This window comes from Thermococcus sp. 21S7, assembly GCF_012027615.1.
Lineage (GTDB): Archaea > Methanobacteriota_B > Thermococci > Thermococcales > Thermococcaceae > Thermococcus.
In genome coordinates, this window is sequence record NZ_SNUT01000003.1 from 1 (window position 1) to 24,436 (window position 24,436).

Below are 24,436 nucleotides of genomic sequence, written 5' to 3' on the forward strand. Positions count from 1 at the left end.
AGGGTTGTGAAGTGTTCGAATTGTGGGTTTGAGGCTGATAGAGATGTGGTTGGCTCTTGGAATGTTCGTTTGAGAGCCTTGAAGATGTGGGGAGTCACCGTTCCCCCCGAAAGCCCCACGATGAAGACGGGAGTGGGGAAGGTTGTCCGCTACGATTGGTTCACAAGTTCCAAAAGTAGCGGATAACCAGAACGGTCATAGACACGAACGTCCTCATCTGTGATACCTTTGAAGACACGGAGTTCCACAAAAAGGCTGAGGAAATACTTGAATCCCTTGACAGATGGTACGTTCCCGCGATAGTCGTGCAGGAGTACGTATGGTTCTTCAAAAACAGCGGCTTCTCGGCGGGGGAGGCGCTCAAAGCCCTGAAGGGGTACACGGAAGACCCAAGGTTTAAGGGCCTGAGTGAAGACCCGGGGATAATCAAAAGCGCCCTGAACTTCGTGGTGACTGAAAAGCTTTCGCTATCGCGTTTCAACGATGCGGTAATTCTCCTCCACGCGCTGGAGAAGGGAACGCTCGTTACCTTCGACGCCAAGCTGAGAAAGCTGGCAAAAAGAAGGGGGATAAATGTTCTCCCGGAGGAGCTCTAATCACTTCAAAATCCCCAAACTCCTGTTCGTCTTCTTTATGCTCTCCCACTTCTCGGCCATCTCGAACATCGCCCTTATCGCGTCGATGTTCTCCGGAACGACGTCGCTCTCCTGGTGAACCGCCTGGATGTAGAAGAGCCTGTTTCCGCGAACGCTGATGCTCTCCTTCCAGACCGCTATCTCGTAGAGGTTGTTCCACTCGCGGTGCAGGTCGCGGGCGAACTCTATGAGCTGGGCCGTGCTGTCGAAGCCCTTCTCCTTCTCGAAGAGGAGAACGCGCGTGGTGTTCTCGAATATATCAACGACGTCCTTGGCCCCGACCGGCTTCTTCAGCTCGACCATGATGCTGTGGACGTGCATGAGCGTCGTCGGGACGACAAAGGCGCTCGTCTCGATGTTGATGGGAATGACGGTCTGGACGTCCGGCCCGTGGTGTGAAGGAACCGTAACGCTCGGGGTTATGGCGTTGACCGGGCCGCGCTTGGCGTCGTTCGGGTCAGCCGCGCGGCGAATCATGACGGCGTAAACGTAGTCGATGTACTCCCCAATCGCGCTGAGCGTCCTTGTTAGGCCCGTCGTGTTGCAGGAGACGACGCGGACGTAGTCCTTTCCGAGGGCATTCTCGTAGTTGGCCTGGGCCACGAAGGAGACCTCCGCGACGTTCACCTTCTCGCCGCCCTGGAAAATCGCCTTAACGCCGGCCTTCTCGTAAAGCTCCTTGTTCTTCGCTCCCATCCCTCCAGGAGTTGCATCAACAATGACGTCAACCTCGTTGAGGAGGTCGTTCAGCGTTCCGGCAACCTCGAAGCCGGCCTTCTCGAACCTCGGCAGAAACTCCTCGCTGGCGGCGTAGACCGGGATTCCCAGTTCCTTCGCGCGGTACGCTTCAAAGTCCGGCTTCGTCTTGGTGACGCCTGTGAGCTTCATATCGTCCTGCCTCATGACCGCGTAGGCGACGCGCTTTCCTATCGTTCCGTAACCGTTAATCCCAACCTTCACCTTCATGCTACCACCGGAGAATTTTACCGTGATAAAATACTTAAACGTTGTTTTCACTCCTGGTGAAAACTGCCGTCGCAGGGGTCTGATTTTTACATTTTTGTGCAAAGGACTTCCGCTGGGGTTATAAGTCAGTCTGCCGGAAAGTCTACCGGTGGTTGTGATGTTCGCCGAGATACTGACGATTGGCGATGAACTGCTCACTGGCAACACCGTGGACAGCAACTCGTCCTTTATCGCCCAGAGGCTCACCGAGAAGGGCTACTGGGTGAGGAGAAAGACAACCGTTGGCGACGACGTTGAGGAAATCAAGACTGCCGTTCGGGAAATCATCGCGAGAAAACCGGAGATTCTGGTCATCTCCGGCGGCCTCGGCCCGACCCACGACGACGTTACGATGCTCGCCGTTGCAGAGGCCCTGGAGAAAAATTTTGTCCTCTGTGAACCCTGCCTGGAGAGGATTAAAGCCTTCTACCGCGAGCTCTACGAGAGGGGCCTGATAGACGACCCCGAGCTCAACGAGGGGAGGAAGAAGATGGCATATCTTCCTGAAGGGGCCACCCCTCTGGAAAACACCGAGGGGGCGGCGCCAGGAGCGTACATCGAGCACGAGGGGGTCAGGATATTCGTCCTTCCGGGGATGCCGCGCGAGATGAAGGCAATGCTTGAGCGGGAAGTCCTCCCCCGCCTCGGCGAGAGGAAGTTCATCCAGAGGAAGCTGCTGGCTGAGATAACCGACGAGAGCAAGCTGGCGCCGATTCTCATCGAGGCCCTCAAAAGGTTCCGCGTGAGGATACACTCATCGCCGAAGGGCTTCGGCAGGTACATCGGCATCATAATCTTCGGCGAGAGCGAGGATGAGATAGAGAGGGCCAAGGCTTTCATGGAGGAGCGGGGGGTTCGCTTCGAGGAGGGCTGGTAGCGAAACGCTGATAAGGGAAAAGGCGAATTAACCGCGTTCCGGGCCAATAACGCAAGGTGTTGCCCATGCTTCCTGCAGAGGTTCGTTCAATCATTGAGGAGATGAGGGCTGAGAGAATCAGGGGCGCCAGCTGGCTCGCCAGGAGGGGCGCCGAGGCGTACATCCTCCTCTCCGAACTGCTTGAGGGGGAAGAGCTTGAGAGCGCCCTGAGGGAGATGAAGAGGGAAATCCCTGCCGTCAACGGTACGATGGCTTCTCTCTACAACCTCGCGAGGTTCATCCCGATAACCGGAGACCCCAACGTGGTGAGAACGAAGGCCGAGGAGTTCATCAGGCTCGGGGAGGAAGCGAAGCGCGAGATAGGCAACATCGGGAGCGAGCTGATAGACGAAAACGAAGTTGTAATCACGCACTCGTTCTCCTCGGCCGTTCTTGAGGTATTCAAAGCCGCACGAAGGAAGGGCAAGCACTTCAGGGTCATCCTGACGGAGAGCGTGCCCGACTATGAGGGAATAGCCCTCGCGAGGGAGCTTGACTCCATCGGGATTCCCTTCGAGGTGATAACGGACGCACAGCTGGGTCTTTTCGCTAAGAAGGCTACCCTCGCGCTGGTCGGGGCAGACAACGTTACGCGCGATGGAGCGGTGGTCAACAAGTCCGGGACTTATCTCCTCGCCCTCTCCTGTCACGACAGCGGCGTTCCCTTCTACGTCGCCGCCGAGAGCTTCAAGCTCCATCCGAGCCTGAGTTCCGGTGAGGTTGAAATCGTTGAGAGGCCCTACGTAAGGCAGGGCTACCGGGTGAGGAACTTCCTCTTCGACGTTACGCCCTGGCGGTACATCAGAGGAATCATAACTGAGTTTGGAATTCTGGTGCCCCCGAAGGAAATCTGAAGGCCGACGCGAAAAATCAGAAAGGGAAGAAAAGAAGGTTCACTCCTGGTGAGCCAGCCAGAGAAGGACGCCTTTGATAAACGGCCAGTTGCTCGCAATGTACTTGAAGTGGTAGCTGTCGCTTAACCCCCTGCTCGAACCGTAGGCAACTATTCTGCCGGTTCCCAGGTCAACTGCGGCCGCGACGATCGGGTTGCTTCCTTTCTCAAGGATAACGTTTCCACCGGCGTCAACGGAGTATGCTGTACCGTAGGCTTTTATGAGCCAGACTGCGTTTCCGCTCAGGGCCAGGGTCTCACCGTTGTAGTAAATCGTCCAGTCCTCCGGGACAAACTTCATGGCGGGATGGTCCTTGTTGTAGATTCCAATAAACGGATAGTAGGGTCTTCCGCTGTTTCTGTCGTTGTCCATAAGTTCGTCTGGATTGAAGGTTATTCCATAATCACCGACTATCTCGTTGAAGTTATTAACGTTGGCGTACTTGTACCATTCGCCCGCTATCAGCAGACCACCGCCGTTCTCGACGTACTTTTTAATCGCGGCAATCTCCTGGGCAGTGTAGTCAGTCTTGGGATCAAGCAGCACAACGACCGTGTATCCCCTGAGCAGGTCGTAGGTAATCGGGGAGTCATAGTTAAAGGCAACCTGCCAGCCAAGCTCGTTCTGTATTTTGTTGACGAGATAGCTGATCTCGTTTTTCTCAACGTAGTACTGTCCATGGGAGGCATCTATGAGCACGGATACCTCATTTGAAGGCGTTGGAACGACTATTTGAACGCTTCCGTTGGATTCCTCTGCCGCCCTCAGGGCATCCTGAAGCACGGGGTTCCAGCCTTCAAGTCTTTCTGTGAGCTCTTTATAGAGAACGAAGGCCTCTCTAGCATGCCTGAATATTGGGTAGACCTTGAACCTGTACCGCGCGAAGTTGAAAATATCCTCCGGAACTTGGGAAAGGTGCTCGCGGTATTCCTCCATCCCTTCCCTTATCTCATCGATAGGGACATTGCCGAGGCTGACGTTGTAGCGTTTCAGTTCCGTGGTCAGGTTGGTAAAGTTGGCGTAGAGTCCTTCCAGGTAGGGGGTTCTCTTATGGAGATAGAGGGAGTAGTACAGGGAGATGCTGTAGAACGTTGAGATCGCCGTTGGGCTTTCCACAGTTTCAGTGCTTTCAAAGGTCACTACCACCTGTGTGGGGTCTTTCTTGAGCACGACTACCAGATGGCCGTCTGTGATGTAATAGTAGCCGATTTCGTCGTCAGTGGCATTTTCGTGGAGTGTTACGTTTTCCCCGTCCTTGACCACTCCGACACCGGTCACTCTGTCCCCCTGGAGGGGAATGACAAAGACTGCGGTGCCATCAGCCTCCATAGCGATGTCGATGGTTAACCTGGTTGTGGTTGTTCTGACCACCTGTCTCGCGTTTATGCGGTAGGTGGATTCTCCAACGAGTTCGGATGCATAGCCTATCATGGTCGTCTTCCAGTATGCCAGCAGTGAGGGCTTCCCTGGATTGAAGCCGGTGGCATCGATGAAAACGTTCTTGCCGGGTGTTGAAAACGCGTAGGATTCCCCATCTAGCTCCACAATGAGGGTTCCGTTCTCCGAGGAAACGTTGGCGTTTCCAATGACCGCAACGGTAACGTTCTCAAAGTTTTTAATCTTCAGTGGAATCGAGTATGTAACGTTGAGGTACGGTCTGTTGCTTGGATTCTCCCTGGATGCGATCCAGGCTATGTTGTCCATACTCTCGTTGGTCATCCTGAGGGCGACGCTGACGGTTCTGTCCCCCGATGCCTCATCCCTTACATAGTCAGTGACGTTCCAGCAGTACCATTCGCCGCTCCTCTCCATGACAGTCACGTTGATTGAATCACCGAGCTTGGGCGGCTCACTGGGTTTCTGCTCCTCGCTCCATGAATCATCCACAGCGTATACTCCAACTTCCATCGGAGATTTGACGTAGAACGCATAGACGCAGAGTTTTGCGGAAGTGACGTTGGCGATTTCGGGTATGGAGTTCAGGTCAAACTTCATGTACGCCCGTTCCATTGAGAACAGGGAACTGTTGCCGACCGCAAGCTCGTAGCGGGTGTTTTGGTAGATGTAATAGTTCCTCCAGCTGAAGTCAGTGCCTTTGTAGTAGTAGCTGTACGCATCCGCCGTGGGTTCGATGGTGCTCTTCCCGGTCGGGGAGATTCCGTACTGGGCATACACCCTCTGACCCACTTCACCAACGATGACGCCGCCATACCGTAGGGTTGCGTTTACCGTGTAGTTGCCGTAGCGCGGTGCCTTCCAGGGGATGGTGAGTCTGAGCTCCTCACCGCTCTCTAGGACGATGCTGTCGTTTGAGTAGAGCGGTTCGCCGTTGACGAGAACCGTGAAGTTCACGGTCTTTGCCGCCGAGTAGTTGTTGAACAGCGTGAAGTTGAACTCCACGGGCTCGTCCACCAGCACAACTTTCGGAATTCCATGGGACTTAAGGCCAACGCCGTAGTGGACTTCAACGTCCCTAGATTCCGTGTCAAAGAGTTCTCCATCTCTGTTCATTAAGGTGACGTTTATCGTGTAATCTCCCGGCTCAGAGGGGCTCCATTCGACGGGGATGCTCCTAATCTCGTTTCCGCCGAGAGTCAGGTTCTCCAAGCAGAGCACATCGCCGTTGACTGCAATCCTAAGTGTCACGTTCGTCGAGACTTCATAGTTGTTTCTGACGGTTACGTTGATAAGTCCCTCCCCCACGTAGTGGCGCGGCACTTCGAGGCTGACTATCTCTGGAATCTTCAAGGAAAGATCCTCCTCGCCCCTAGGCTCTATCTTAAACTCGCCGTAGGAATAGTAAACGACACCGACTATGTAGTTGAAGACCTCTCCGTTCTGGGCACTGTAGTGGTACATTAGATCATCTACCCTCACAGGACCGCTTCCATCGTCAACCTGCCATTCTCCGTAGCCGAGGTCAGGGTTCGTGACAGTGGCATTCTCAACCATGACGAGCACGCTCTCCCACTGCTCCTGGGCAACTTCACCGGTGTGGAGAACAACCGGTTCTGGAGTTTCAAGGGGGACACCCTCCGCTCTGATTATTGATGACACATGGTCAATCTCGGTCAAACCATAACTCTCAGCGACTTCTCCGGTAACTTTTACTTTATCCCCCACTGAGACTGGAGTTCCGTCATCGTATTTTGGCTCACGGGTGTAGGTGAAAACGAATATTCCCCTCCACGGCCCGGTGCCGTTTTGGATAAAGAACCCATATAAATCCCGGCCTCTGGATGTCCAGTGAGCTATCCCAGTCACAATCCCCGCGGTTGTAACTTCCCGTCCAACGTAGGCAGACTTGTCCCCATCCGTCGTGTTGCTCTGAATCTCCCGTATCGGGGTCACGGGAGGCACGTAGTAGTCAATCTCCAGGCAGGGGTAATTGTCGTACCTGCTTTCTCTTGAGTTGAAGTAGATATAATCCCTGGTGTCAACGTGGCTGAGGTTGGAGTGGAGATAAAAGCTTACAACGCCGTCCGACTCGAACTGTTCCCTGACGAAGTTCGTGACATCCCATGTGAAGTTGGCATCCGCATCCCCATCTGGCAGCGAGATGATCGTCCAGTTTAGAGGGCCGGTGGTTTCAGTGGGTTGGTTGTCCCACCTCAAAGTGGCGTCACTCCAGCTGTCGTTAAGAACACCGTAGACTGAAACGTTGTGGGAGAGGTCCCCATAGTGGCTGTAAGCATGAAGTTTTAAAACCGCCCTGACTATCACCGCATCTTCCGGGAGCTCCGAGAGATTGAACTTGAGATATGGACGCTCCTCTTTTCCGTTGTATGTCCCAACCCTGAGACGGTAGTTCCGACTGTCAACGTACCCTCCTTCGTCTATCCATGTGTCCTCCGAAGCGTAGATTCTGATACCCTGCACCGATGTCCCTTCGGGATTCGGAGATGCAGAAACTGCCGGCTTTATTGCCCACGCGGGTATCAAGCTTAGGAGCAAAATCAGGGTCACTATTAACGCCCGCCTTTTCATAGAGACCACCTAAAAAAGAAGGGTATTCGTGTATAAATAAGTTTTCCACGAAGCGTTTGTTTCAGTTATCGCCCGGAGTGTTCACAAGCGGCCATAAAGGCTAAAAAGCGCGCGGATACAATTAAAAAGGTGGTCAAAATGTCCATCACTACAAAAACAGGGGATAAGGGCATAACCGGTCTCTTCACCGGCGACCGTGTGGCAAAGTTCTCGCCGATCATGGAGGCAAACGGAAACATAGACGAGCTCGACAGTCTCCTGGGGGAGGCCAAGCATTACGTGCCTGATGAAATGGCGGAGATTCTCGAAAGGGTACAGGTTCAACTCTACGACCTGATGGCGGAGATAGCGAGCAAAGGAAAGTACGCGAAGGTCGGGGAGGAAGAGGTCAAATGGCTTGAAGGACTTGTCCATAAATATGAAGGGGAAGTTCAGCTCAAAACCTTTGTACTGCCGGGTTCGACCATCGCGAGCGCCAAGCTCGATGTCTGCCGCGCGGTAGCCAGGAGAACTGAGAGGAGCATCGCAAGGCTCGTTCTCGACTACGGGTTTGGCCAAAATGCACTCGTATATCTAAACCGGTTAAGCGACTTGCTCTTCATAATGGCGAGGGCGATAGAGAAGAGGGCGGGGAAGCTGAAGGAGGTCAAGTAGCCGCTTCAACGTCGGCCAGGAGAACGTCACGGTATCTCAGCCAGTAGTAGGCAACGACGACGGCCATGCCTGCCCAGATGCCAAGGGCGACCAGCCACGCGGGGTACATGTTCAGGAGGGGGCCAACGAGGACTAGTCCGGCCGGTGTCGCAATCCTCGTGAGGATTCCAAGGGCCGAGAAGACTCTGCCGCGAACCTCGCTCGGAACGGCTCTCTGGAGTTTGGACTCAATGGGAATGTCTATGAAAGCCTCGGTTATGCCCCAAGTCATTGCAACGGCCGTGAGCATGATGAAGGCCTTGTTCCTTTCAAGCCCGGCAATGGGGGATATCAACCATATGAATGCAATCATCACGAGACCGTTGATGAGCATTGCCTTGAAGAGGAGCTTCCCAGCCTTTTTACCGAACCGAACGGCTATGAGAATGTTCCCAATCAGCGCTCCGCCCATGAAGAAGGTCTCCATGAGGCCGAACTGAAAGCTCGTGAACTTGAGCACCTCTCTCATCGCGTAGGGGAGAAGCACAGCACCGAAAGGTGCACCGAAGATCCCCATGAATATCGCGAAGGTCATCAAGGTCCTGAGGAAGCCGTGGGCGAAGATGAAGCGGACGCCCTCCTTTATGTCGCTGAAGACCTGACCGAGTCCCTCTATCGGCCTCGCCTTCCACTCGTATCTTATCAGCATTTCAAACAGTCCCGAGCCGAAGAAGCTGACCGCGTTTATCAAGATGGCGAGCTTTATCCCACCGATGCCGTAAATCAGCCCGCCGAGGGCCGGACCGACGAGACGCGCCGCGATAGTGAACGACGCGACTGTGGAGTTTGCCTTTTCGAGGAGTTCCTGCTCCACTAAATCCGGAAACATCGCGCCAGTTCCGGCAGAGAAGAAGGAGCCCAGAATCGCCATTACGATTTGAACTGCTAGGAGCTGGTATATCCCGAGAAAATTGAATGCAATGACCGCGAAGAGCAGAATCCCCCTGATTAGATCGAAGCCGACCATGAGCCACTTGCGGTTGTACCTGTCCCCAACAACCCCGGCGAAGGGCATGACAATGATTGAGGGGATTATCTCGGCGAGGATAAACAGGGTCATCATCGAGCCGCTGTGGGTCTGGTCAAGGACGTAGAGGGGCAGTGCAACGTCCTGCACTGCCCATCCAAGCTGGGAAACGAACCTTCCCACAGCAAAGAGCCAGAAGTTTCTGCCGAGACTCACGGCACCACCTCCGCAGTTTCTGAACCGATGTTTATAACGGTTTCCCTAAAGCGGAGGTAATAGTACAGGGTTATCAGCACGCTCGGAACGGTGAGGGCCAGGATTATCACAGTGGTTCCAGCGGCGTCGAGGAGGGGTCCAACGAGGGCCATACCCAGCGGCGTCGTTGCCATCATCACCGTCTCAAAAGCCGTGAAAAATCTGGAGCGAACCTCATCTGGAACCGCCTTCTGGAGCTTTGTGAAGAGCGGGATGTTAACCAGGGTGTTGAAGAACCCTATCAGGCCGATTATTCCCAGCAGGGAAGGATAGGCGAATCCACCGAGTGCAGGGTGCGTCACGAAAGCCAGACACATGATGCTGAAGAGCTGCACAAAGATTGCATGGAACAGAAAGTCCTCCGACCTCTCCCCGAGCTTGAGCGCTATGAGGAGGTTTCCGGCCAGCGCCCCCAGGGTTGCCGTCGTCTCGACGCTGCCGAACTTGACCGCGGAGAGGCCCAGCTCGATCCTGGCGAGGTAGGGAATGACCACCGCGAACACCGGGTTGAGGAGGGTGTTGAGCAGTATCCCAAAGCTCACGAACACCATGAGGTTTTTTGAGTTCCTCATGAAGCGGAAGCCTTCGAGCATGTCGTCCCAGACCTCGCGGATGTTTGAGAGCTCCCGCGTTTCCCTGCGGTACTCGATCAGGATTTCGAAGAGGCCGGAGCCGAAGAAGCTGACCGCGTTTATCAGGATAGCCAGCTTAATGCCCCCGAAGGCGTAGATTAGCCCGCCGAGGATGGGGCCGAGTATCCTGAGTACCTGTCCCCCGCTCTGCAGTATCGAGTTCGCCCTCGCAAGCTGTTCCCTCCCCACCAGGTCGGGAAACATTCCGACTATGCCGGCCGAGAAGAACGCCCCCATAACGCTCATCGCCATCTGGACTGCCAGGAGCTGGTATATTCCCAGCAGGTTGAACCCTATGACCGCGAAGAGGAGGACTCCCCTCGCTATATCGAGGCCGTACATGAGCTTCTTCCTGTCGTAGCGGTCGCCTATCACTCCGGCTATGGGGTTCACCAGCAGTCTCGGAACCAGCTCGGCCATTATGAATAGGCTCATCATCGCCCCGCTGCCCGTCTTGTCGAGCACGTAGAGCGGAACGGCCACATCCTGCACGACCCATCCGGCCTGTGAGATCCACCTGCCCACGGTGTAGAGCCAGAAGTTCCGGCCCATCCCCCGGAAATCCTCGAACATCTCCACTAACCCCCGTATATTTCTCACTTAATTACCGAATTAAGTAATTGAAGAATTAAAGAATTAAATCAGCTCGACCCTCACGTCGCCGTTCACGGTGCTGGCCCTGACCTCGAACTCGCCCGTTCCTATAACGGGGTCGTCTGGGTCTATGCCGACCAGCCTAACATCTCCGTTGACCCTCTTGCTGACTATCCTGGCATCGCAGAACTCGGTCAGGCGAAGCACGATATCGCCGTTGACGCAGCTTACCTCGACGTCCCCCTCCAGCTCCTCGATGGTAAGCTCGATTTCCCCGTTCACGGTGGAGGCCTTCAGAGGGCCGGCGACCGTTAGGTGGGCCCGTATCTCGCCGTTCACGGTGCTGAGCTTCTCAGCCTCGCAGTCCTTCAGGTCTATCTCGCCGTTTACCGTCGTGACGTCCTCAAAGCGCACGCCCCTGGCCTTAAGCTCGCCGTTCACGTTCTTCGCGCTTATCAGAACGTTCCGAGGAACCTTCACCTCTATCTCCGCCCAGCCGCTCTTCCTGCGCAGGTTCAGGAACCCTTTCTTCGGGTCTTCTATGATGACGAGGCTACTTCCCTTCTGCTCAACGGTGACCTCCACCTCGCCGTGGACGGTGTAGTTCACCTCGGCGTAGTCGTTCTCCCAACCTTCAATCTCGATCTGACCGTTGGTGGCCTTTATATCGACTTCCCGGACGTTTTCAAATATCATATCAAACCCTCCAGCGGATGAAGTTCAAAATCAAAGAGGGGCCTCTCGTGCCCCGTCCTCTTTTCGCAGTCTTCCTTCCCTCCCCCCGGGGCGGCAAGGGCGCCCTGCACCTCAGGGATTACTGCAGTCTCCATCCCACTCACCCCAGGTAGGCGGTCAGCTCGTCGAGGAGCTCCTTCACGCGCCTGTTGAGCAGGGTTCTGTCTATGCCGAGGCCCTCTATCAGCTCGGCGCTCTGCTCCTCCACTATCTCCTTCGCCTTCCTGACCACCAGCTTGTAGGCGTCGCCGTTCTCTATGGTGTACGTTTTGCCACCGGTCCTTATGCGAACCGTGCCGTCTCTGGCGGAGATTACGACGTCCTCGATGCGTATCTTGGCCCTCCCCCTGCCGACGCTGACCGAGACGTCGCCCGAGCGCAGGGATACCGTCTCACCAAGGCTGAGGCTCTCGCTTCCGCTCCTGTACACGACCCTCTCACCGTCGACTTCGATGGAGTACTCGTCGGTCTGAACCTTCAGCCTCTCGCCGACCTTGGTGAGCTGGAAGCCGTTGCGGAGCTCCTTGATAGTCAGCATGTCCTCAGGGGGCATCTCAGGGTTGCCCTCGCGGAACCTCATCGGGCCTATCTTGACCTCCTCACCACCCGGTGTCTCTATGACCTCGATGAAGGGCAGCTTCACGTACTCGAAGCCCTCACCCTCGTAGACCTTGATGAAGCCCAGGTCAACCACGCTGTCCCTCTTGCCCCTCTGGTAGAGCCTCTCTGGGTTCACGAGGTCGTTCACCCTTGAGACGAAGCCGGGGTCCGCGGAGGTCTTCCGCCCGGCTATCTTCTCCTCTGTCCACACGATGACCGGGCTGAGGAGCCTCTTCGTCACCCTACCGAGCGGCGTATCGGCCTCGACCGTGACCTCCCCGTCCACAACCCAGCCGACCCTCTTCCTTCCGAACTTCACGGGATAGGCCTTGCCGGTTCCCTTGAGCTTCACTTCGCCGAAATCGGCGCCTTCGAACTCGTAGGCCTTGCCTTCAACTTTGATGTCGAGCTTTCTCTCGTCAAACTTTGCCAGCAGGATTCCCGCTATGAGAAGGACGACAGCGTAAGCGAAGGCCGTTCCCGCGTAGTCGTGGAGGGCTTTGCTCATTCCCAGCCACTGTCCGAAGAACAGGAATATGCTCGTCCAGAAGAAGCCCTTGGCCAAGGCAAAGACTATCCCACTTATCGTCACCCCGAACCACTTGCCCACCGCGAGCAGCTCGAAGGCGAACAGGAGCGCCACTATGGCGTAGACCAGCTGGTCGTTGTAGGCCTCAAGCCTCAGCGGCCCCTTGAACAGCCATGCGATGAGCAGTATCGCCGTGAGGGCTTTGAGGTACTCCGCTATCTTAAACCTTGGCCCTTCGTGCGGGACGGCCCGATACTTCCAACTAAAACTCATTCTTCCACCTCCTCAAGGGCAGTTATTATCTCAAGCAAGCGCAAAAAGAGACGTCCGTCGGGCGATATTTCGTACCTTTCTCCCTTCCTTACCATCCGGGTTTTCACCAGGAGCTTCAGGTGGTGGGAGACCGTGGGGCTTTCCACCCCAAGGGCATCCTTTATCTCCTTGAAGCCCATCGGCCCCTCGGAAAGCATCTTCAGGATCCTTATCCTGTCCGGGTTGGCGAGGGCCTTGAGGGTCTTGGCAGCCCTTTCCTCGTCTATCTCGGGCAGGCTCCCACCTTCAAGCTTTCTCCTGAGGCGGGCCTTTATTGAGAGCATGACCTCATCAACGGGGTCAATGCTTTCCTCCAGCACCTCCAGCCTTTTCTTCAGCTCTTCGAGCTGAACTTTGAGATCCTCCATGGTACCACCAGGTACAGATTTTTGTAGTACAATTTTCTGTACTTAACTAGTGCGCTAGGTATATAAAAGTTTATCGGTTGACGGCTGCACTGGGTAAGAGGTGCATTGAAATACCTGGAAGATGAGGGAAGAGAAAAGCAGTTGAATCAGTTCCCTGCGGAAAGTTCGGCCTCTATAGTCCTTATTTCCTCATCCAGTATATCGCGTATCTTCTTGAGGAGTTCCAGGTACTCAATCACGGTCTCCCTGTCCATGACCTTTCTCTCCCCCATCCTCTCAAGCTTTTTCTTCAGGGCTTCGTGATAGTTGATTGACGTGTACAGAACCCGAAGGGCCAGTTCGTTGGAAGTTTTCAGGTAATCGAGGCCCCTCTCGGTTAGACTGTATTTTACGCGCCTCACCCTGCCCCGGTACTCCTCGCGGGGCTCCAGAAGGCCCTCCTCGACCATCTTGTTGAGTATCGTGTACAGATTGCTGTGGCTGGGCTTCCAGAGGCCGATGGCCAATTTCTCAAGCTCTTTCAGTATCTCGTAGCCATGTGCTTCTCCCTTCAGGCCAACTATGACCAAGATTATGTCCTTCAGCGGGACCGTGAAGAGGCCCTTGATTATCCTGCGCTCGACATTCTCCCCCATTGTCACCACCATGGTCGAAAGTTGAACCACAATCCTTATAAATGCTTCTCTCAACGACATGTCGAACTTTGACATGTTTGAATTCATCATGGTAATGAACGATAATGGTGGTGGAGATGGCTTGGAACGAGTGGATAGTGAAGCACGCAAAGGCCATCGTGGCCCTCTGGATTATCGTGGTCATAGCCGCGATGCCCCTTGCGGCAAAGCTGAACGACCTCACCAACTACAGCACGGACCAGTTCCTGCCCAAGGACGTGGAATCCGTCAAGGTGCAGGATATCCTCACAAAAGAGTTCCCAGATTTCGCGGCCAGCGACAACCGGACGTACATGATAGTGAGCGGAGTGAACGTGAACGACCCCGCGACGCGGGATGCATATGAGCGCTTCAAGGCCGAGGCGAAGCCCTACGGCTCGAACTTCACCTCCTACTACGATGCCGTTGACATGCTCCACAACAAGTCCTACGAGATAGCGCTCAACCTCACCAAAACGACCGCCAACCTGACCGGAATCTTCTACGGCTCGGCAATCAACGCCAGCAGCACTTACGGAACACTCCTTTCTCAGATTGAGAACCTCAGCGTTCAGGTAGGGGAACTCAACGAAACCGTCCCCCAGCTTGCAGGGGCATACCTCGCGCTTGAGGCCAACCTGAGCGTTCTCTACAACCAGAGTCTAGCCCTCAGGGAAGCACTCAATCAGACGGATTTAGCCTACGTTGAACTCCACAGAAACCTCATCAGCGCAAGCGAGCAGTTGAGAACGCTGAACTCAACGATAGCAGGCCTTAACGCGGGCCTCTACAGCCTGCGCGAGAGCTACGCAGAAACCTACCTGGGAACGATAGGCACCTATGACGCCCTCGTTCAGGCAGGAGCCTATGAGAGCGGCCTGGATGGGGCAACGGCGAAGGCGATAGCCACCCATCTCGGCGTTCCCGCCGAGTTCGTCTACGCGGTTTACAACGCCACCTACCCGGCCTACTCCGCCTACGGGGCCGGTGCAATAACCGACGGCTTCTTGGCCAACGTTACCAAGGCGATGGTTCTCGGCCAGATCAGCGACCCGATGCAGAGAACCCTCGCGGAGGCCTACTCGTTTGCATTCTACCGGGGTGTCCTGACGTTTGATGGACAGGCAGGGAGCAGCTACACCCTCATTCAGCTCGGCGAGAACGCGGTTAGGCCCGTTGATGAGATAGCGAACAACGCCCTCAAAAACCTCCCGCTCGTCATCGAAGGGGCTGGGGGGAGCTACGAGGTTCCGGGCTTCGGAGAGATTCCCGCCAGCACGCTGGCCCGCATCGTCAACGTCTCGATAAGCCTTGGGGAGAATCCGGGCGATTCAGTGGTCGAGAACGCAGCGGTTAGGGTCGCCAAGGCCCTCATGGAAGGAAATCCGCTCCTCCAGCTGCCGAACGCAGAGGAGATACTGAGAACACTCCTGATCAATGGCCCGACGAGGAGGCTTGAGGTTAATCTCCTCGCAGGTGCTCTAAAGGAAAGGCTCCCTGACGAGCAGAAAGTTCTCGCCGAGCCTATAGCAAGGACAGTCGTCAGCTTCGACGCCAACGCCACAGGTGTTTTAGCTAAGAACCCGGGAGTACTCAGGAAGGCGACCGTTGCCCTGCTGGCTGAGCTTATGAAGGAACAGGGCGTTGAGCTCCCTGAGAGCGTTATTAACAAGGTCTACGACTCCAACGGGAACGTCGCCCCGATTGCGAGGGAGATTCTGATTCAAAAGACCTCCGAGGAGGTCGGGAGCGAGGAGGTTGCCGAAACCATCGTCGATGCGGTTCTTAAGAACCCCGAGGAACTGGAGAAAGGCAAGGGCGTTAAAGAGACCGTCAAGGAGATAATCACGAGCCTGGCCGGAGACGTCCCGATAGACCTCGGCAGGGCTGTGGACGATGTTTACGCAGGAAAGAATCCGGAGGAGATAGCCTACAGCCTGTTCGAGCAGGGTGTCGATGAGAAGCTCGCCGACGTCAGCGCGCCGGAGGACGTCAAGGAAACGCTGAGGGAGTTAATGCTCACCGTCGCCAGGGACTATCCGATGAGAGACTCCGACATAGAGCCCCTTGTGAAGGCGAAAACGGTGAAGCTCGTCGAAAAGTTCGTGGGGGAGATTGACCTCGGGGTTCCGCTCCACATAAACGCGACCGAGCTTGTGAAGGTCGCCTTCGAATTCAGGGACGACCCCGATGCCATCACCAAAGAGGACGTCGGGCCCATTGAGGAGCAAGTCTACCCGTCCATTTACAGCCTCGCAAAGAGCTACATCGGCATGCTCAAGGGCAAAGACAACACCACGATGCTCATCCTGTTTAATCCAAAGGGACTTGAGGGCGTCAGCGACATTGAAAAGCAGAGCAGGGTTCAGTACGAGAACTCAATCAAAGCAAAGGAGGTAGCCGTGAGGGAGTTCAGAACGGTCTCGCAGAAAGTCGAGGTATACGTAACCGGAACGCCCATTCAGACCTACGAGGCCATCAAATACGGCAAGGAGGACAACGACAAGACCACGAAGTTCAGCATCGTTGGGGCGCTCCTCGTACTCCTTATCCTGATGGGGGTGGCGCTGCTAGCGACGCTCCTGCCCTTCACCGGCGTCGCGACGGCAACGCTCACCGCGCTGGGAATCCTCTACCTGCTCGCAAAGGGCGACTATCTGGACGTCGGGAGCTGGGCCCAGATGCTCACCGTCACGACGGCGCTTGGCCTCGGAATAGACTACTCGACCTACTACCTCCACCGCTTCAAGGAGTACCTGGCGGAAGGCTACGACCACAACAGGGCGGCGAGTGAGGCGCTAAAGAGGGCAAAGGACGCGGTTCTGGCCAGCGCATCAACCGACATCATAGCCTTCGCGAGCTTCATCCTGGCCTGGGAGTTCCCGATATTCAAGACCATCGGCATGATAGCACCCCTGGCGGTCATCGTAGTCCTCCTCGCCAGCCTGACGTTCATTCCGGCTATAACGGTTCTCATAGGCGACAAACCGGCCTTCTGGTGGCCGAGGCACATCGAGCACCACATCGAGAGGGTGGACATCCACGAGAGGAGCAGAATCGCGGAGTGGGCCGTCAAGCACGCCAAAGTGGTCGTCATCATAGCGCTCCTCGTGGCGGTTCCGGCGGCCTACAACTTCGTCAACTTCAACGGAACCCACGACATAAAGCTGTTCATCCCCAAGGACAGCGAGACCTACAACTTCCTCCAGCTCAGCGAGAGCACGGTCGGTGCGGGTGTTACATCCCCGACCTACGTCGTGATTGACCTCGGCCACCCCCTCAGCGACGGCGACCTCAAGATCATCAACGAGCTCGCGGACAGGGTATCCTCGGTTGACGGCGTCGAGTACGTCTATACCCTCACCCAGCCCTATGGAAGGCAGGTGAACGTCAGCGTGGACGAGCTGAAGAGCCTTGGCGGAAACCGCTACATCTCGGAAGACGGCACCAAAGTGCTGATACAGGTTACCGGGAAGTACGAGGCCACCGACGACCGCTCCAAGGACATGGTGAGGGAGATAAGGGATATAGTGAAGGACGAGGAGAAGTCGGGAGCAATAAAGTCCGGAATGGTTGGCGGAAGCACTGCACTGGCGCTCGACCTCAGCGACCTCATCAACGACGTCTTCTGGCACAGAATCTTCCCGGTGGCGCTCCTGCTGATGTTCCTCTCGCTGATACCAACGCTCAAGGGACTGCCCGCGGTCATAACCACAATAGGCACCATAGCGGTCGGCGTGCTCCTCAGCATAACCGTCTCCAGCTGGCTCTTCGAGAGGGTCTTCGGCCAGCAGGTCATGTGGTTCCTGCCCATGATGGTCTTCATAGTGCTCATGGGAGTCGGCATAGACTACAACAGCTTCTACCTGGTCAAAGCCAGGGACGAGTTCGAGCGCAGGAGTGCGAGAGACGCGCTGGTGGTCGCCGCCGGAACGATGGACACGCTGGTCGTCGGTCTCGCCGCCGTGCTGGCGGTGACCTACGGCTCGCTGATGACCGGGGCGACGTGGGGAATAAGGGAGATAGGCTTCGCACTGGCCATCGGAGTGCTCTTGACTGCCACAGCGGCGGTCTACTTCATCGGCCCGGCCACGATGGCCCTCTTCGGTGAAAAAGCCTGGTGGCCACTGCACAGGACAAAAAAGGAGCCTAAGAAGGAATGACCAACCCATTTATTTCTTCTTCCCCCACCCCCTTTCATTTTTTCGTACTCGACAGACTTTTAAACGCTGAACCACAGGTTCAAGCATGAACATCGCCGAGATGCTCGCCCTCATAGCGGTCGGCTACGTCCTCAAGAGGCTGGTCAAATCGGAGAAGCCCTTCGACTACCTTCGAATTCTGGTGAACGACTTTCTCCTCGCCCTGTTCATCTTCGGGAACGTGGCGAGCAAGGACCTGAACTACCTCCTGAGCATAAAGACGGTCTTCCTCTACGTCTTCCTGATAATCGCGATAAGCCTCGGGTTTTCGTACGTCTACGGCCGCGTCGTCCTTAAAAACGACCCCTGGGCCGGTGCGCTGATGGTTCTCTCGGTCTACCCCAACACGGCCGCCCTCGGCTTCCCGATAGCGAGCCTCTTCCTCGACGACATAACGCCGGCCATACTCTACTCCACGACCAACTCGATGATAGTCATCCCGATCGTCACTTTCATAGCGGCCCACTACTCCAGCGGAGGCGCGAACGTTAAGGACAGCTTCCTGAAGGCGCTGAAGTTTCCGCCGACGGTGGCGAACCTCTTCGCCCTTGCACTCGTCATAGGCGGCGTTCATCTTCCTGCCCAAATCCTTGAGCCTATAAGAACCGTCGGTTGGCTCAGCATTCCATTGCTCATTATCTACTTCGGCTCGCGGATAACACTGAGGAGCTTCGACTGGCGCAAGCTCGCTGAGGTCGGGGCCTTCAGGATAGCGATTCCCTTCGCCTTCGTTTTCCTCACCCTCCGCTGGGCGGCCCCGGACGTCTTCTACTCGGTCCTCGTCGAGGCCTCGATGCCCCCAGCCATAGCGGCCAACGCGATTCTGGCCCAGTACCGCCTGAAGGCCGAGGAGGCGATAAGCGTCACCTTCGTGCTGACCCTGCTCGTCATAGGACTCTTCATGGTTCTCAAGACCTTCGTGTAAGGGTCACGAAAAGGTAATAAAGACGGCGTGCAACTGTTCTAAAACGCATGGATGTGGTCACATGCTGGGGAATGTTCTGAAAAACATCGTAAGTTCCGACCCCGAGGGAATAAAGGAGAATGGAATCAAAGTTTCGGCCGGGGAGGTCCTCTCAAAGTGGTCCGAACTCGCTGCGGAGTACGTCACGAATGGCCGCTCCGCCCTTAAGATGTATATCGACATCGAGTGGAAGGAAGGCGGCGTCTTTGGAATGGGCGGTACAAAGCACCGTTACAAGGGCACGTACCGTCTGGAGAGCGCGATGAAGAGCGGGAAGTACGTTCTCCTCAACGTCTATCCCCACGACCCCGACGAGGCATTCACCATCAAGCTCCTTCCGGAACATGAGGTGTACCTCTCATCGGGCAATATGAAGCACCTCCGCGGGATTTTCGGACTCTGACCGATGCCCTTTTTAACCCTTCGACCTTTCTTTTAACGGTGGTCACGATGGAAAGAATGATTGAGATTCTCAGGGAAATTTTAGAGATACCGTCCCCGACGGGCTACACAAGGGAGGTTATGGCCTACATAGCCGGACTCCTCAACGAAAACGGCGTGAAAACCTACTTCACCAACAAGGGTGCCCTGATAGCGGGCAACCATCCGGAGCCGGAGCTGGTTGTGGCGGCCCACGTTGACACCCTCGGCGCGATGGTTAAAGGAATCCTGCCAAACGGACACCTGAGTTTCACGAGGGTAGGCGGCCTGCACCTTCCGGCCTTCGAGGGCGAGTACTGCACGATAATCACCCGCTCGGGGAAGAAGTACCGCGGAACGCTCCTCCTCAAGAACCCCAGCGTCCACGTGAACAGGGAAGCTGGAAAGAAGGAGCGCAAGGAGGAGAACATGTACATCCGCCTGGATGAGCTCGTCGAGAAGAAGGAGGATACGGAGAAGCTCGGCATAAGGCCGGGTGACTTCATAGCCTTCGACCCGAAGTTCGAGTACGTCAACGGCTTCGTTAAAGCTCACTTCCTCGACGACAAGGCGAGCGCCGCGGTGATGATAGACCTGATGCTCGATCTGGGGGCTGAGGCCCTCGAAAAGCTCCCGGTGGCGTTCTTCTTCTCGCCCTACGAGGAGGTCGGACACGGCGGTTCGGCGGGCTATCCAATGAGCATGAGGGAACTCCTCGTCGTCGACATGGGCGTCGTCGGCGATGGCGTCGCGGGCAAGGAAACCGCGGTATCGATAGCGGCCAAGGACTCAAGCGGCCCGTACGACTACGAGATGACGACGAAACTCATCGAGCTGGCCGAGAGGCATGAGATTCCCCACGTCGTCGACGTATTCCCCTACTACGGCTCCGACGGCTCGGCGGCGCTCAGCGCAGGCTGGGATGTCCGCGTGGCTTTGATAGGCCAAGGCGTCCACGCGAGCCACGGCATGGAGAGGACGCACGTCAAGGGCATGATCGCGACGAAGGACCTCATCAGGGTCTACATTGAGGAGAAGTGGGGGGTCTAATACTTTCTCCATATTTTTGAACCCGAGAAAATGGGAAGCCAACGGCTTCATCTTTTCCATCTCATCAGGATCACCAGTACCAGTATCAAAAGGCCCGCCAGGCCAATTGCATGTACGAGCGAGGTGTTGGTGGCCGTTTGGTGGTCATCTGACCCATTAGTTGGTTCCGGATACCCGCTTTGAGGTGATGGAGTCGAGACCGGGGACGTCGTGGGGGTCGTTGCTGGGGAGGGAATCGAAGATACTCCTCCAAATGCTCTCAGCTCCAGGTACAGGTTCCTCGGCTCACACTTCTCGATGTAAAACGGCCCGTTGCTTATGAATGCGTGACCCCTTTCCTCAATCCACTCCACCGCCCGCTCGTAGCCCTCCGTCGGGTCGTCCACGTCCCCTGCTATCGCACCGGGAACTTCCTTCCTCTCCTCCAGAAGCTTAAGTACCTTCCTCAGGTCCATCGCATGCTCCCTCTCCAGGAGGTTGAGGCACAGGGGGCCTCTGCTGAACGAGTAATCTCTGACTATCCCGTACTCGCCCGGCCTAGCAACAAGCTCGCCCATGGCGTGGTACAGCTCCCAGGGGAACGTTGGGTAGTGGAGGTAGTGCCTAGCCGTTACGTCATCGGCAAAGGGGTGGGCGTAGGTACCGTAAACCACGTAGCCGTCGTCGGTGAACTCGAAGCCCAGGACATCTGAGAGCGATTCGGCCGTGTCGTCCAGGTTCTCGTCGTAGTAGGGGTCGCCCGGGCCGTCCCTGTAGGCCCAGGTGTAGAGGAACGCTAGGTAGTACTTGAAATCCACCCCCCTAAGCTCCACACCGTCGTGCCACGTCGCCGGGCGGCAGTTGAATGTCACCCTCACCCCCGCAGTCTCACCGGCGTGAAGGGCCGTCCAGCCCAGGCTCTGGTTGTAAACGACTGCATCTTCCGGGACCGTGAAGTTGCCCCTCTCGACCGTCCAGTTGCACTCGTAGGGTTCATAGAGTCCGCCACTTCCAACGCGGCCGCCGGGAGCGTGGACGAAGCCCCAGAGGCTGACCGGGACGACGGCGCTGTCAAAACCATCAACCGGGTTGAACGCACCGCAGAGTCCGCAGGTGGGGACGAAGTACGCCACCCTGAGCACCCCGTCGGGCGTACTCGCCCCCAGCAGGCTCCAGCGGTTGAGGATTCCGGTGGTCGAATCGGGGGTTACGCCCTTAACCCTCTCCCTGTTCACGGGTGAGAGTTCCCACTCCTCGACGAGGAAAATCCTGGCGCTCTCCATTATTCCGATGCCAACTGCCATCCTCTGCAGGTCCCAGTACTGGTCGGCGCTGGTTATCGCGTAGCTCTTGCCGTTCATCCCGGCCCTGAGGTTATGGAGAAGCCTCGTCAGCTCCTCCTCCGTCCAGTTGAGCATCTCCCCCAGCTCCGAGGCCCTGCCGTAGTACTCGGCACCGATTGCCTTCAGCCCCCTGTCAGGGTTGCCGTTGCCGACTTCTATGAGGAAATCCAAGACCGTGACGGTGTTCCTGTGCTCCGGCCCAACCCTTCCCGGAAGGTAGCCGTACCATGCCGAGTAGAACCAGGCGGCGTAGTCGTCCATCCAGAGGCGAGAGCTTTTATCGGCGAACCAGCGGCCGGTGTAGACGTTCCACTCGTAGTCGCTCGGAGGCTCGTTGAATATGACCTTGCTGGCCTTTTGCCTGTCGAGGTAAACCATCTCCACGGCGAAACCGGCTTTTCTGAGCTGTTCGGCGATGTATACGCCCAGTTTTGCCCTCTCGTCCTCGGTGCGGACGGCGAGCTTGACCGTCACCGGCCTGCCATCGAAGTGCCAGGTTCCGTTTACCCTTTCCAGCCTGTGGCCGTACCTGGCGACCTCCCCCGCGGCCTCTTCCATCGCCATCTCTATCACCTGGAGGGCGAGTTCCTCGTTCCCCTCGGCCGTGAGGTTCAGGGCGGCATAGACTGGCTCGATGTACCCGCTGGCCGGGTGGCTGGGCCTTACACAGCTTAACATCGGTGCAGCATTGCCCCCGTAAATCTCCCGGACCACGTGCTCCCTGCTCACGAGGTAGTTCATCGCGAACCTAACCTCCCTGATGGCAAAGGGGTTGAGGTAGGTCTCGTCCCCCCGGGTGACGATTGGGGCCTCCTTATCCGGGTCGTGGTAGGTGTTGAAGGTCAGGTCCACGTACGAGACGACGGTCTTGTAAAGCTCAAGGTTTTCGAGGAGATCCTTACTCAGACCGCGGTAATCCCCGGCAGGGAGGGAGAAGAGTCCGACGTCGTATTCACCGCTGGCCACCCGTTGAAGGGCAGTCTCGCGGGTCTGAATCCCCTGGAATTTGATTACCTCCACGGGGACCCACTCCCCGGCCTCCGCTAACGGTGCCAGGAGAACGAGCAGGAGGAGATAAAGGACGATTATCGGCCTCATACACCATCACCAGGATGGTACTCGGTTAGGTAAATCCGGCAGAATAACATATCCTCTGGAACTATATAAACTTTACCACTGCAAGGAAAAAAGAAGGAGACTCACTCAATCTTCGCACCGCAGACGGGGCAGAACTTCGCCCCTTCCGGAACTATGTGGCCGTTGGGACAGCGGTGTATCTGGTGTCCGCAGTATGGGCAGAAGCGCGCCCCTGGCGGGATGGGCTTGCCGCAGTAGGGGCAGATTTCCTGCCCTGCTGCTTGAGCCGGTGCTCCCGGCTGGGCCGGTTGCTGGTATCCCGCCGGCGGAACGCCTCCACCGGCGTAGGGCTGCGCCGGCTGAGCAGGTTGGGCGGGTTGCTGGAGGAGCTGGGGCATTATAACCATGCCTGTGCCCATAGCGGCCCCTTCACTTTTTCCAAGCTCAGCGGCAACCTGCTTTGCCGTGTCCATCTGCATGACGGCCTGAGCGTTGCCTGTCTGCATTATCCAGAAGAGCCTCTGGCGCCACTCGTCTGTGGTGTTGACGCCCTCAATCTTGACATCGACCAGCTCAAGGCCGAGCCTGCGGAAATCCTCGATGAGCTTGACCTTGACCTGTGTGCTGACCATGTCGAGGTTCTGGAAGAGGTCAACTATCGAGTAAGCGCTGAGGTGCTTCATCATGCCCTCGTTGAAGTATGCCCTGATGAACTTGGTGACGTCGCTCGCCTCGTAGAGGCTCTGGCCGCCAACGACCTCGGTGATGAAGAGAACCGGGTCTGCCACCTTAAACCAGTAGACGCCGTAGTACTTGACCGGCGCCAATTCTCTCGTCTGCGTCTCCCCACCGTAGCGCCCCTGGAACTGCTTCATGCTGACGAAAATTACGGTTGCCTTGAAGGGGCTGTTTGAACCGCCAACGAGCTTGTAGAGGAGAGGTAAATTCTGAGTCGTCAGCGTGTGCCTTCCCGGGCCAAGAACGTCGTAGATTTTGCCATCGCGCATAAACACAGCGACTTCGTACTCATGGACTATCAGCTGGGCACCCCACTTTATGACCTCGTTGGGGTAGCGCCAGATTATCTCGTCTTCTCCGGGGTTCACCCATTCTATGACCTGAACCATCTCACTCACCCGCCGCGAAGCTCATTCTCTTGCCGAGGACTTCCTCGAAGTTTATCAGCTTGTCATCGAGGTTCAGAACCGCCATGCCCAGGGCCTGAGGGTTCGCTATCTGGCCGTTCAGGGCCTTGACCTCGTTGAGTATCTCCTCCGCCAGCTCTATCATCTTGGCGTCGTATTCCAGGAGCCTGTTGAGCTCCTCCTCCTTGAACTTCACCCTGTCGAAGTAGCCGCGGTAGCCGGCTTCCGCGTGCCTCACCCTGCTCTCAAGGGCCATGAGCTTCTTCCTCAGGTTGTCTATGGCAACCATCTGAGCGCAGCCCACCATGGCGCACCTCTGAAGGGCGCGCTCCATCTCCCTTCTGGCGAGGGCGAGCGTATCCGCCACCTTGCCCCGGACGAGCCTGTCGTCTTCCCTTATGAGCTCCTTCTTCTTGTAGCCGTGGAAGCCGGGAATTACGAGCTCAAGCTTCTCAACTATCGAAGTTTCCTTCCCCATAAGC

General features: G+C 56.4%; 21 protein-coding genes. 9 read left to right on the forward strand and 12 right to left on the reverse strand.

Features of this window, described 5'->3' with window-relative positions:
• Together E3E51_RS05675 and E3E51_RS05680 are read left to right on the forward strand one after the other, a co-directional pair.
• A partial coding sequence (locus E3E51_RS05675) for a zinc ribbon domain-containing protein (RefSeq protein WP_167912190.1) occupies nucleotides 1-186 on the forward strand: 186 nt, incomplete at its 5' end.
• A 29-nt stretch (nucleotides 187-215) separates the two neighbouring features.
• A complete protein-coding gene (locus E3E51_RS05680) occupies nucleotides 216-596 on the forward strand; it encodes a PIN domain-containing protein (protein WP_346765952.1) in 381 nt (126 codons plus the stop codon).
• Here the strand turns inward: E3E51_RS05680 and E3E51_RS05685 are convergent, their stop codons facing one another.
• Nucleotides 597-1,601, reverse strand: coding sequence for a phosphorylating glyceraldehyde-3-phosphate dehydrogenase (locus E3E51_RS05685; RefSeq protein WP_167912191.1), 1,005 nt, complete (start codon nucleotides 1,599-1,601; stop codon nucleotides 597-599).
• A gap of 157 nt (nucleotides 1,602-1,758) precedes the next feature.
• Between E3E51_RS05685 and E3E51_RS05690 the strand changes: the two genes are divergently transcribed.
• Together E3E51_RS05690 and E3E51_RS05695 are read left to right on the forward strand one after the other, a co-directional pair.
• The gene (locus E3E51_RS05690; protein ID WP_167912403.1) at nucleotides 1,759-2,517 is read left to right on the forward strand and encodes a molybdopterin-binding protein; all 759 of its coding nucleotides are present in this window, start codon (nucleotides 1,759-1,761) and stop codon (nucleotides 2,515-2,517) included.
• 65 nt (nucleotides 2,518-2,582) lie between these two features.
• Entirely contained in the window at nucleotides 2,583-3,410 is an 828-nt protein-coding gene (locus E3E51_RS05695) for a translation initiation factor IF-2B subunit alpha (RefSeq protein ID WP_167912192.1), read from the forward strand.
• Nucleotides 3,411-3,449: 39 nt separating this feature from the next.
• On the opposite strand, the gene E3E51_RS05700 is transcribed toward E3E51_RS05695, so the two are convergent.
• Nucleotides 3,450-7,436 carry a DNRLRE domain-containing protein gene (locus tag E3E51_RS05700; RefSeq protein ID WP_240924274.1) on the reverse strand — a complete coding sequence of 1,329 codons (3,987 nt, stop codon included), beginning with the start codon at nucleotides 7,434-7,436 and terminating at the stop codon, nucleotides 3,450-3,452.
• Between the two features lie 138 nt (nucleotides 7,437-7,574).
• Between E3E51_RS05700 and E3E51_RS05705 the strand changes: the two genes are divergently transcribed.
• A complete protein-coding gene (locus tag E3E51_RS05705; RefSeq protein WP_167912404.1) occupies nucleotides 7,575-8,090 on the forward strand; it encodes a cob(I)yrinic acid a,c-diamide adenosyltransferase in 516 nt (171 codons plus the stop codon).
• Here E3E51_RS05705 and E3E51_RS05710 read toward each other — a convergent pair.
• The 7 genes from E3E51_RS05710 to E3E51_RS05740 all read right to left on the reverse strand — a co-directional run bounded on the left by E3E51_RS05710 (nucleotide 8,083) and on the right by E3E51_RS05740 (nucleotide 13,756).
• Nucleotides 8,083-9,312 (reverse strand): MFS transporter, encoded by a 1,230-nt coding sequence (locus E3E51_RS05710; RefSeq protein ID WP_167912194.1) that lies wholly within the window; start codon nucleotides 9,310-9,312, stop codon nucleotides 8,083-8,085. The genes E3E51_RS05705 and E3E51_RS05710 overlap by 8 nt on opposite strands.
• Nucleotides 9,309-10,556 (reverse strand): MFS transporter, encoded by a 1,248-nt coding sequence (locus tag E3E51_RS05715; protein WP_167912195.1) that lies wholly within the window; start codon nucleotides 10,554-10,556, stop codon nucleotides 9,309-9,311. The genes E3E51_RS05710 and E3E51_RS05715 overlap by 4 nt, the downstream gene beginning before the upstream one ends.
• Nucleotides 10,557-10,619: 63 nt before the next feature.
• On the reverse strand, nucleotides 10,620-11,273 hold the full coding sequence (locus E3E51_RS05720) for a DUF4097 family beta strand repeat-containing protein (RefSeq protein ID WP_167912196.1): 654 nt from the start codon (nucleotides 11,271-11,273) through the stop codon (nucleotides 10,620-10,622).
• Nucleotides 11,270-11,407 carry a hypothetical protein gene (locus E3E51_RS05725; protein ID WP_167912197.1) on the reverse strand — a complete coding sequence of 46 codons (138 nt, stop codon included), beginning with the start codon at nucleotides 11,405-11,407 and terminating at the stop codon, nucleotides 11,270-11,272. The genes E3E51_RS05720 and E3E51_RS05725 overlap by 4 nt, the downstream gene beginning before the upstream one ends.
• A 5-nt stretch (nucleotides 11,408-11,412) precedes the next feature.
• Nucleotides 11,413-12,714, reverse strand: coding sequence for a hypothetical protein (locus tag E3E51_RS05730; RefSeq protein WP_167912198.1), 1,302 nt, complete (start codon nucleotides 12,712-12,714; stop codon nucleotides 11,413-11,415).
• Nucleotides 12,711-13,121, reverse strand: a complete 411-nt coding sequence (locus E3E51_RS05735) for a metalloregulator ArsR/SmtB family transcription factor (RefSeq protein ID WP_167912199.1) — start codon at nucleotides 13,119-13,121, stop codon at nucleotides 12,711-12,713. The genes E3E51_RS05730 and E3E51_RS05735 overlap by 4 nt, the downstream gene beginning before the upstream one ends.
• 146 nt (nucleotides 13,122-13,267) lie before the next feature.
• Nucleotides 13,268-13,756: a PadR family transcriptional regulator gene (locus tag E3E51_RS05740; RefSeq protein WP_167912405.1), complete on the reverse strand. Its 489-nt coding sequence runs from the start codon at nucleotides 13,754-13,756 to the stop codon at nucleotides 13,268-13,270.
• 116 nt (nucleotides 13,757-13,872) lie between these two features.
• Here E3E51_RS05740 and E3E51_RS05745 point away from each other — a divergent pair, with 116 nt between their 5' ends.
• The 4 genes from E3E51_RS05745 to E3E51_RS05760 all read left to right on the forward strand — a co-directional run bounded on the left by E3E51_RS05745 (nucleotide 13,873) and on the right by E3E51_RS05760 (nucleotide 20,410).
• Complete coding sequence (locus E3E51_RS05745) at nucleotides 13,873-17,937, forward strand: MMPL family transporter (RefSeq protein WP_167912200.1); 4,065 nt, start codon at nucleotides 13,873-13,875, stop codon at nucleotides 17,935-17,937.
• A gap of 85 nt (nucleotides 17,938-18,022) precedes the next feature.
• Entirely contained in the window at nucleotides 18,023-18,901 is an 879-nt protein-coding gene (locus tag E3E51_RS05750) for an AEC family transporter (RefSeq protein WP_167912201.1), read from the forward strand.
• Nucleotides 18,902-18,962: 61 nt separating this feature from the next.
• Nucleotides 18,963-19,343, forward strand: coding sequence for a hypothetical protein (locus E3E51_RS05755; RefSeq protein WP_167912202.1), 381 nt, complete (start codon nucleotides 18,963-18,965; stop codon nucleotides 19,341-19,343).
• A gap of 47 nt (nucleotides 19,344-19,390) precedes the next feature.
• Nucleotides 19,391-20,410, forward strand: coding sequence for a M42 family metallopeptidase (locus E3E51_RS05760; RefSeq protein WP_167912203.1), 1,020 nt, complete (start codon nucleotides 19,391-19,393; stop codon nucleotides 20,408-20,410).
• A 47-nt stretch (nucleotides 20,411-20,457) separates the two neighbouring features.
• Here the strand turns inward: E3E51_RS05760 and E3E51_RS05765 are convergent, their stop codons facing one another.
• The 3 genes from E3E51_RS05765 to E3E51_RS05775 all read right to left on the reverse strand — a co-directional run bounded on the left by E3E51_RS05765 (nucleotide 20,458) and on the right by E3E51_RS05775 (nucleotide 24,432).
• The gene (locus tag E3E51_RS05765; RefSeq protein WP_167912204.1) at nucleotides 20,458-22,830 is read right to left on the reverse strand and encodes an ABC transporter substrate-binding protein; all 2,373 of its coding nucleotides are present in this window, start codon (nucleotides 22,828-22,830) and stop codon (nucleotides 20,458-20,460) included.
• A gap of 101 nt (nucleotides 22,831-22,931) precedes the next feature.
• Complete coding sequence (locus E3E51_RS05770; protein WP_167912205.1) at nucleotides 22,932-23,936, reverse strand: SPFH domain-containing protein; 1,005 nt, start codon at nucleotides 23,934-23,936, stop codon at nucleotides 22,932-22,934.
• A gap of 1 nt (nucleotide 23,937) precedes the next feature.
• Nucleotides 23,938-24,432 carry a hypothetical protein gene (locus E3E51_RS05775; protein WP_088180334.1) on the reverse strand — a complete coding sequence of 165 codons (495 nt, stop codon included), beginning with the start codon at nucleotides 24,430-24,432 and terminating at the stop codon, nucleotides 23,938-23,940.
• Nucleotides 24,433-24,436 lie beyond the last annotated feature (4 nt).

Excerpts from the sequence above, each read along its gene's own strand:
- E3E51_RS05685 (WP_167912191.1), bottom strand. The coding sequence starts at position 1,601 with ATGAAGGTGAAGGTTGGGATTAACGGTTACGGAACGATAGGAAAGCGC.
- E3E51_RS05690 (WP_167912403.1), top strand. The coding sequence starts at position 1,759 with ATGTTCGCCGAGATACTGACGATTGGCGATGAACTGCTCACTGGCAAC.
- E3E51_RS05695 (WP_167912192.1), top strand. The coding sequence starts at position 2,583 with ATGCTTCCTGCAGAGGTTCGTTCAATCATTGAGGAGATGAGGGCTGAG.
- E3E51_RS05700 (WP_240924274.1), bottom strand. The coding sequence starts at position 7,436 with ATGAAAAGGCGGGCGTTAATAGTGACCCTGATTTTGCTCCTAAGCTTG.
- E3E51_RS05705 (WP_167912404.1), top strand. The coding sequence starts at position 7,575 with ATGTCCATCACTACAAAAACAGGGGATAAGGGCATAACCGGTCTCTTC.
- E3E51_RS05715 (WP_167912195.1), bottom strand. The coding sequence starts at position 10,556 with ATGTTCGAGGATTTCCGGGGGATGGGCCGGAACTTCTGGCTCTACACC.
- E3E51_RS05720 (WP_167912196.1), bottom strand. The coding sequence starts at position 11,273 with ATGATATTTGAAAACGTCCGGGAAGTCGATATAAAGGCCACCAACGGT.
- E3E51_RS05725 (WP_167912197.1), bottom strand. The coding sequence starts at position 11,407 with ATGGAGACTGCAGTAATCCCTGAGGTGCAGGGCGCCCTTGCCGCCCCG.
- E3E51_RS05730 (WP_167912198.1), bottom strand. The coding sequence starts at position 12,714 with ATGAGTTTTAGTTGGAAGTATCGGGCCGTCCCGCACGAAGGGCCAAGG.
- E3E51_RS05735 (WP_167912199.1), bottom strand. The coding sequence starts at position 13,121 with ATGGAGGATCTCAAAGTTCAGCTCGAAGAGCTGAAGAAAAGGCTGGAG.
- E3E51_RS05740 (WP_167912405.1), bottom strand. The coding sequence starts at position 13,756 with ATGGGGGAGAATGTCGAGCGCAGGATAATCAAGGGCCTCTTCACGGTC.
- E3E51_RS05745 (WP_167912200.1), top strand. The coding sequence starts at position 13,873 with ATGGCTTGGAACGAGTGGATAGTGAAGCACGCAAAGGCCATCGTGGCC.
- E3E51_RS05750 (WP_167912201.1), top strand. The coding sequence starts at position 18,023 with ATGAACATCGCCGAGATGCTCGCCCTCATAGCGGTCGGCTACGTCCTC.
- E3E51_RS05755 (WP_167912202.1), top strand. The coding sequence starts at position 18,963 with ATGCTGGGGAATGTTCTGAAAAACATCGTAAGTTCCGACCCCGAGGGA.
- E3E51_RS05760 (WP_167912203.1), top strand. The coding sequence starts at position 19,391 with ATGGAAAGAATGATTGAGATTCTCAGGGAAATTTTAGAGATACCGTCC.
- E3E51_RS05765 (WP_167912204.1), bottom strand. The coding sequence starts at position 22,830 with ATGAGGCCGATAATCGTCCTTTATCTCCTCCTGCTCGTTCTCCTGGCA.
- E3E51_RS05770 (WP_167912205.1), bottom strand. The coding sequence starts at position 23,936 with ATGGTTCAGGTCATAGAATGGGTGAACCCCGGAGAAGACGAGATAATC.
- E3E51_RS05775 (WP_088180334.1), bottom strand. The coding sequence starts at position 24,432 with ATGGGGAAGGAAACTTCGATAGTTGAGAAGCTTGAGCTCGTAATTCCC.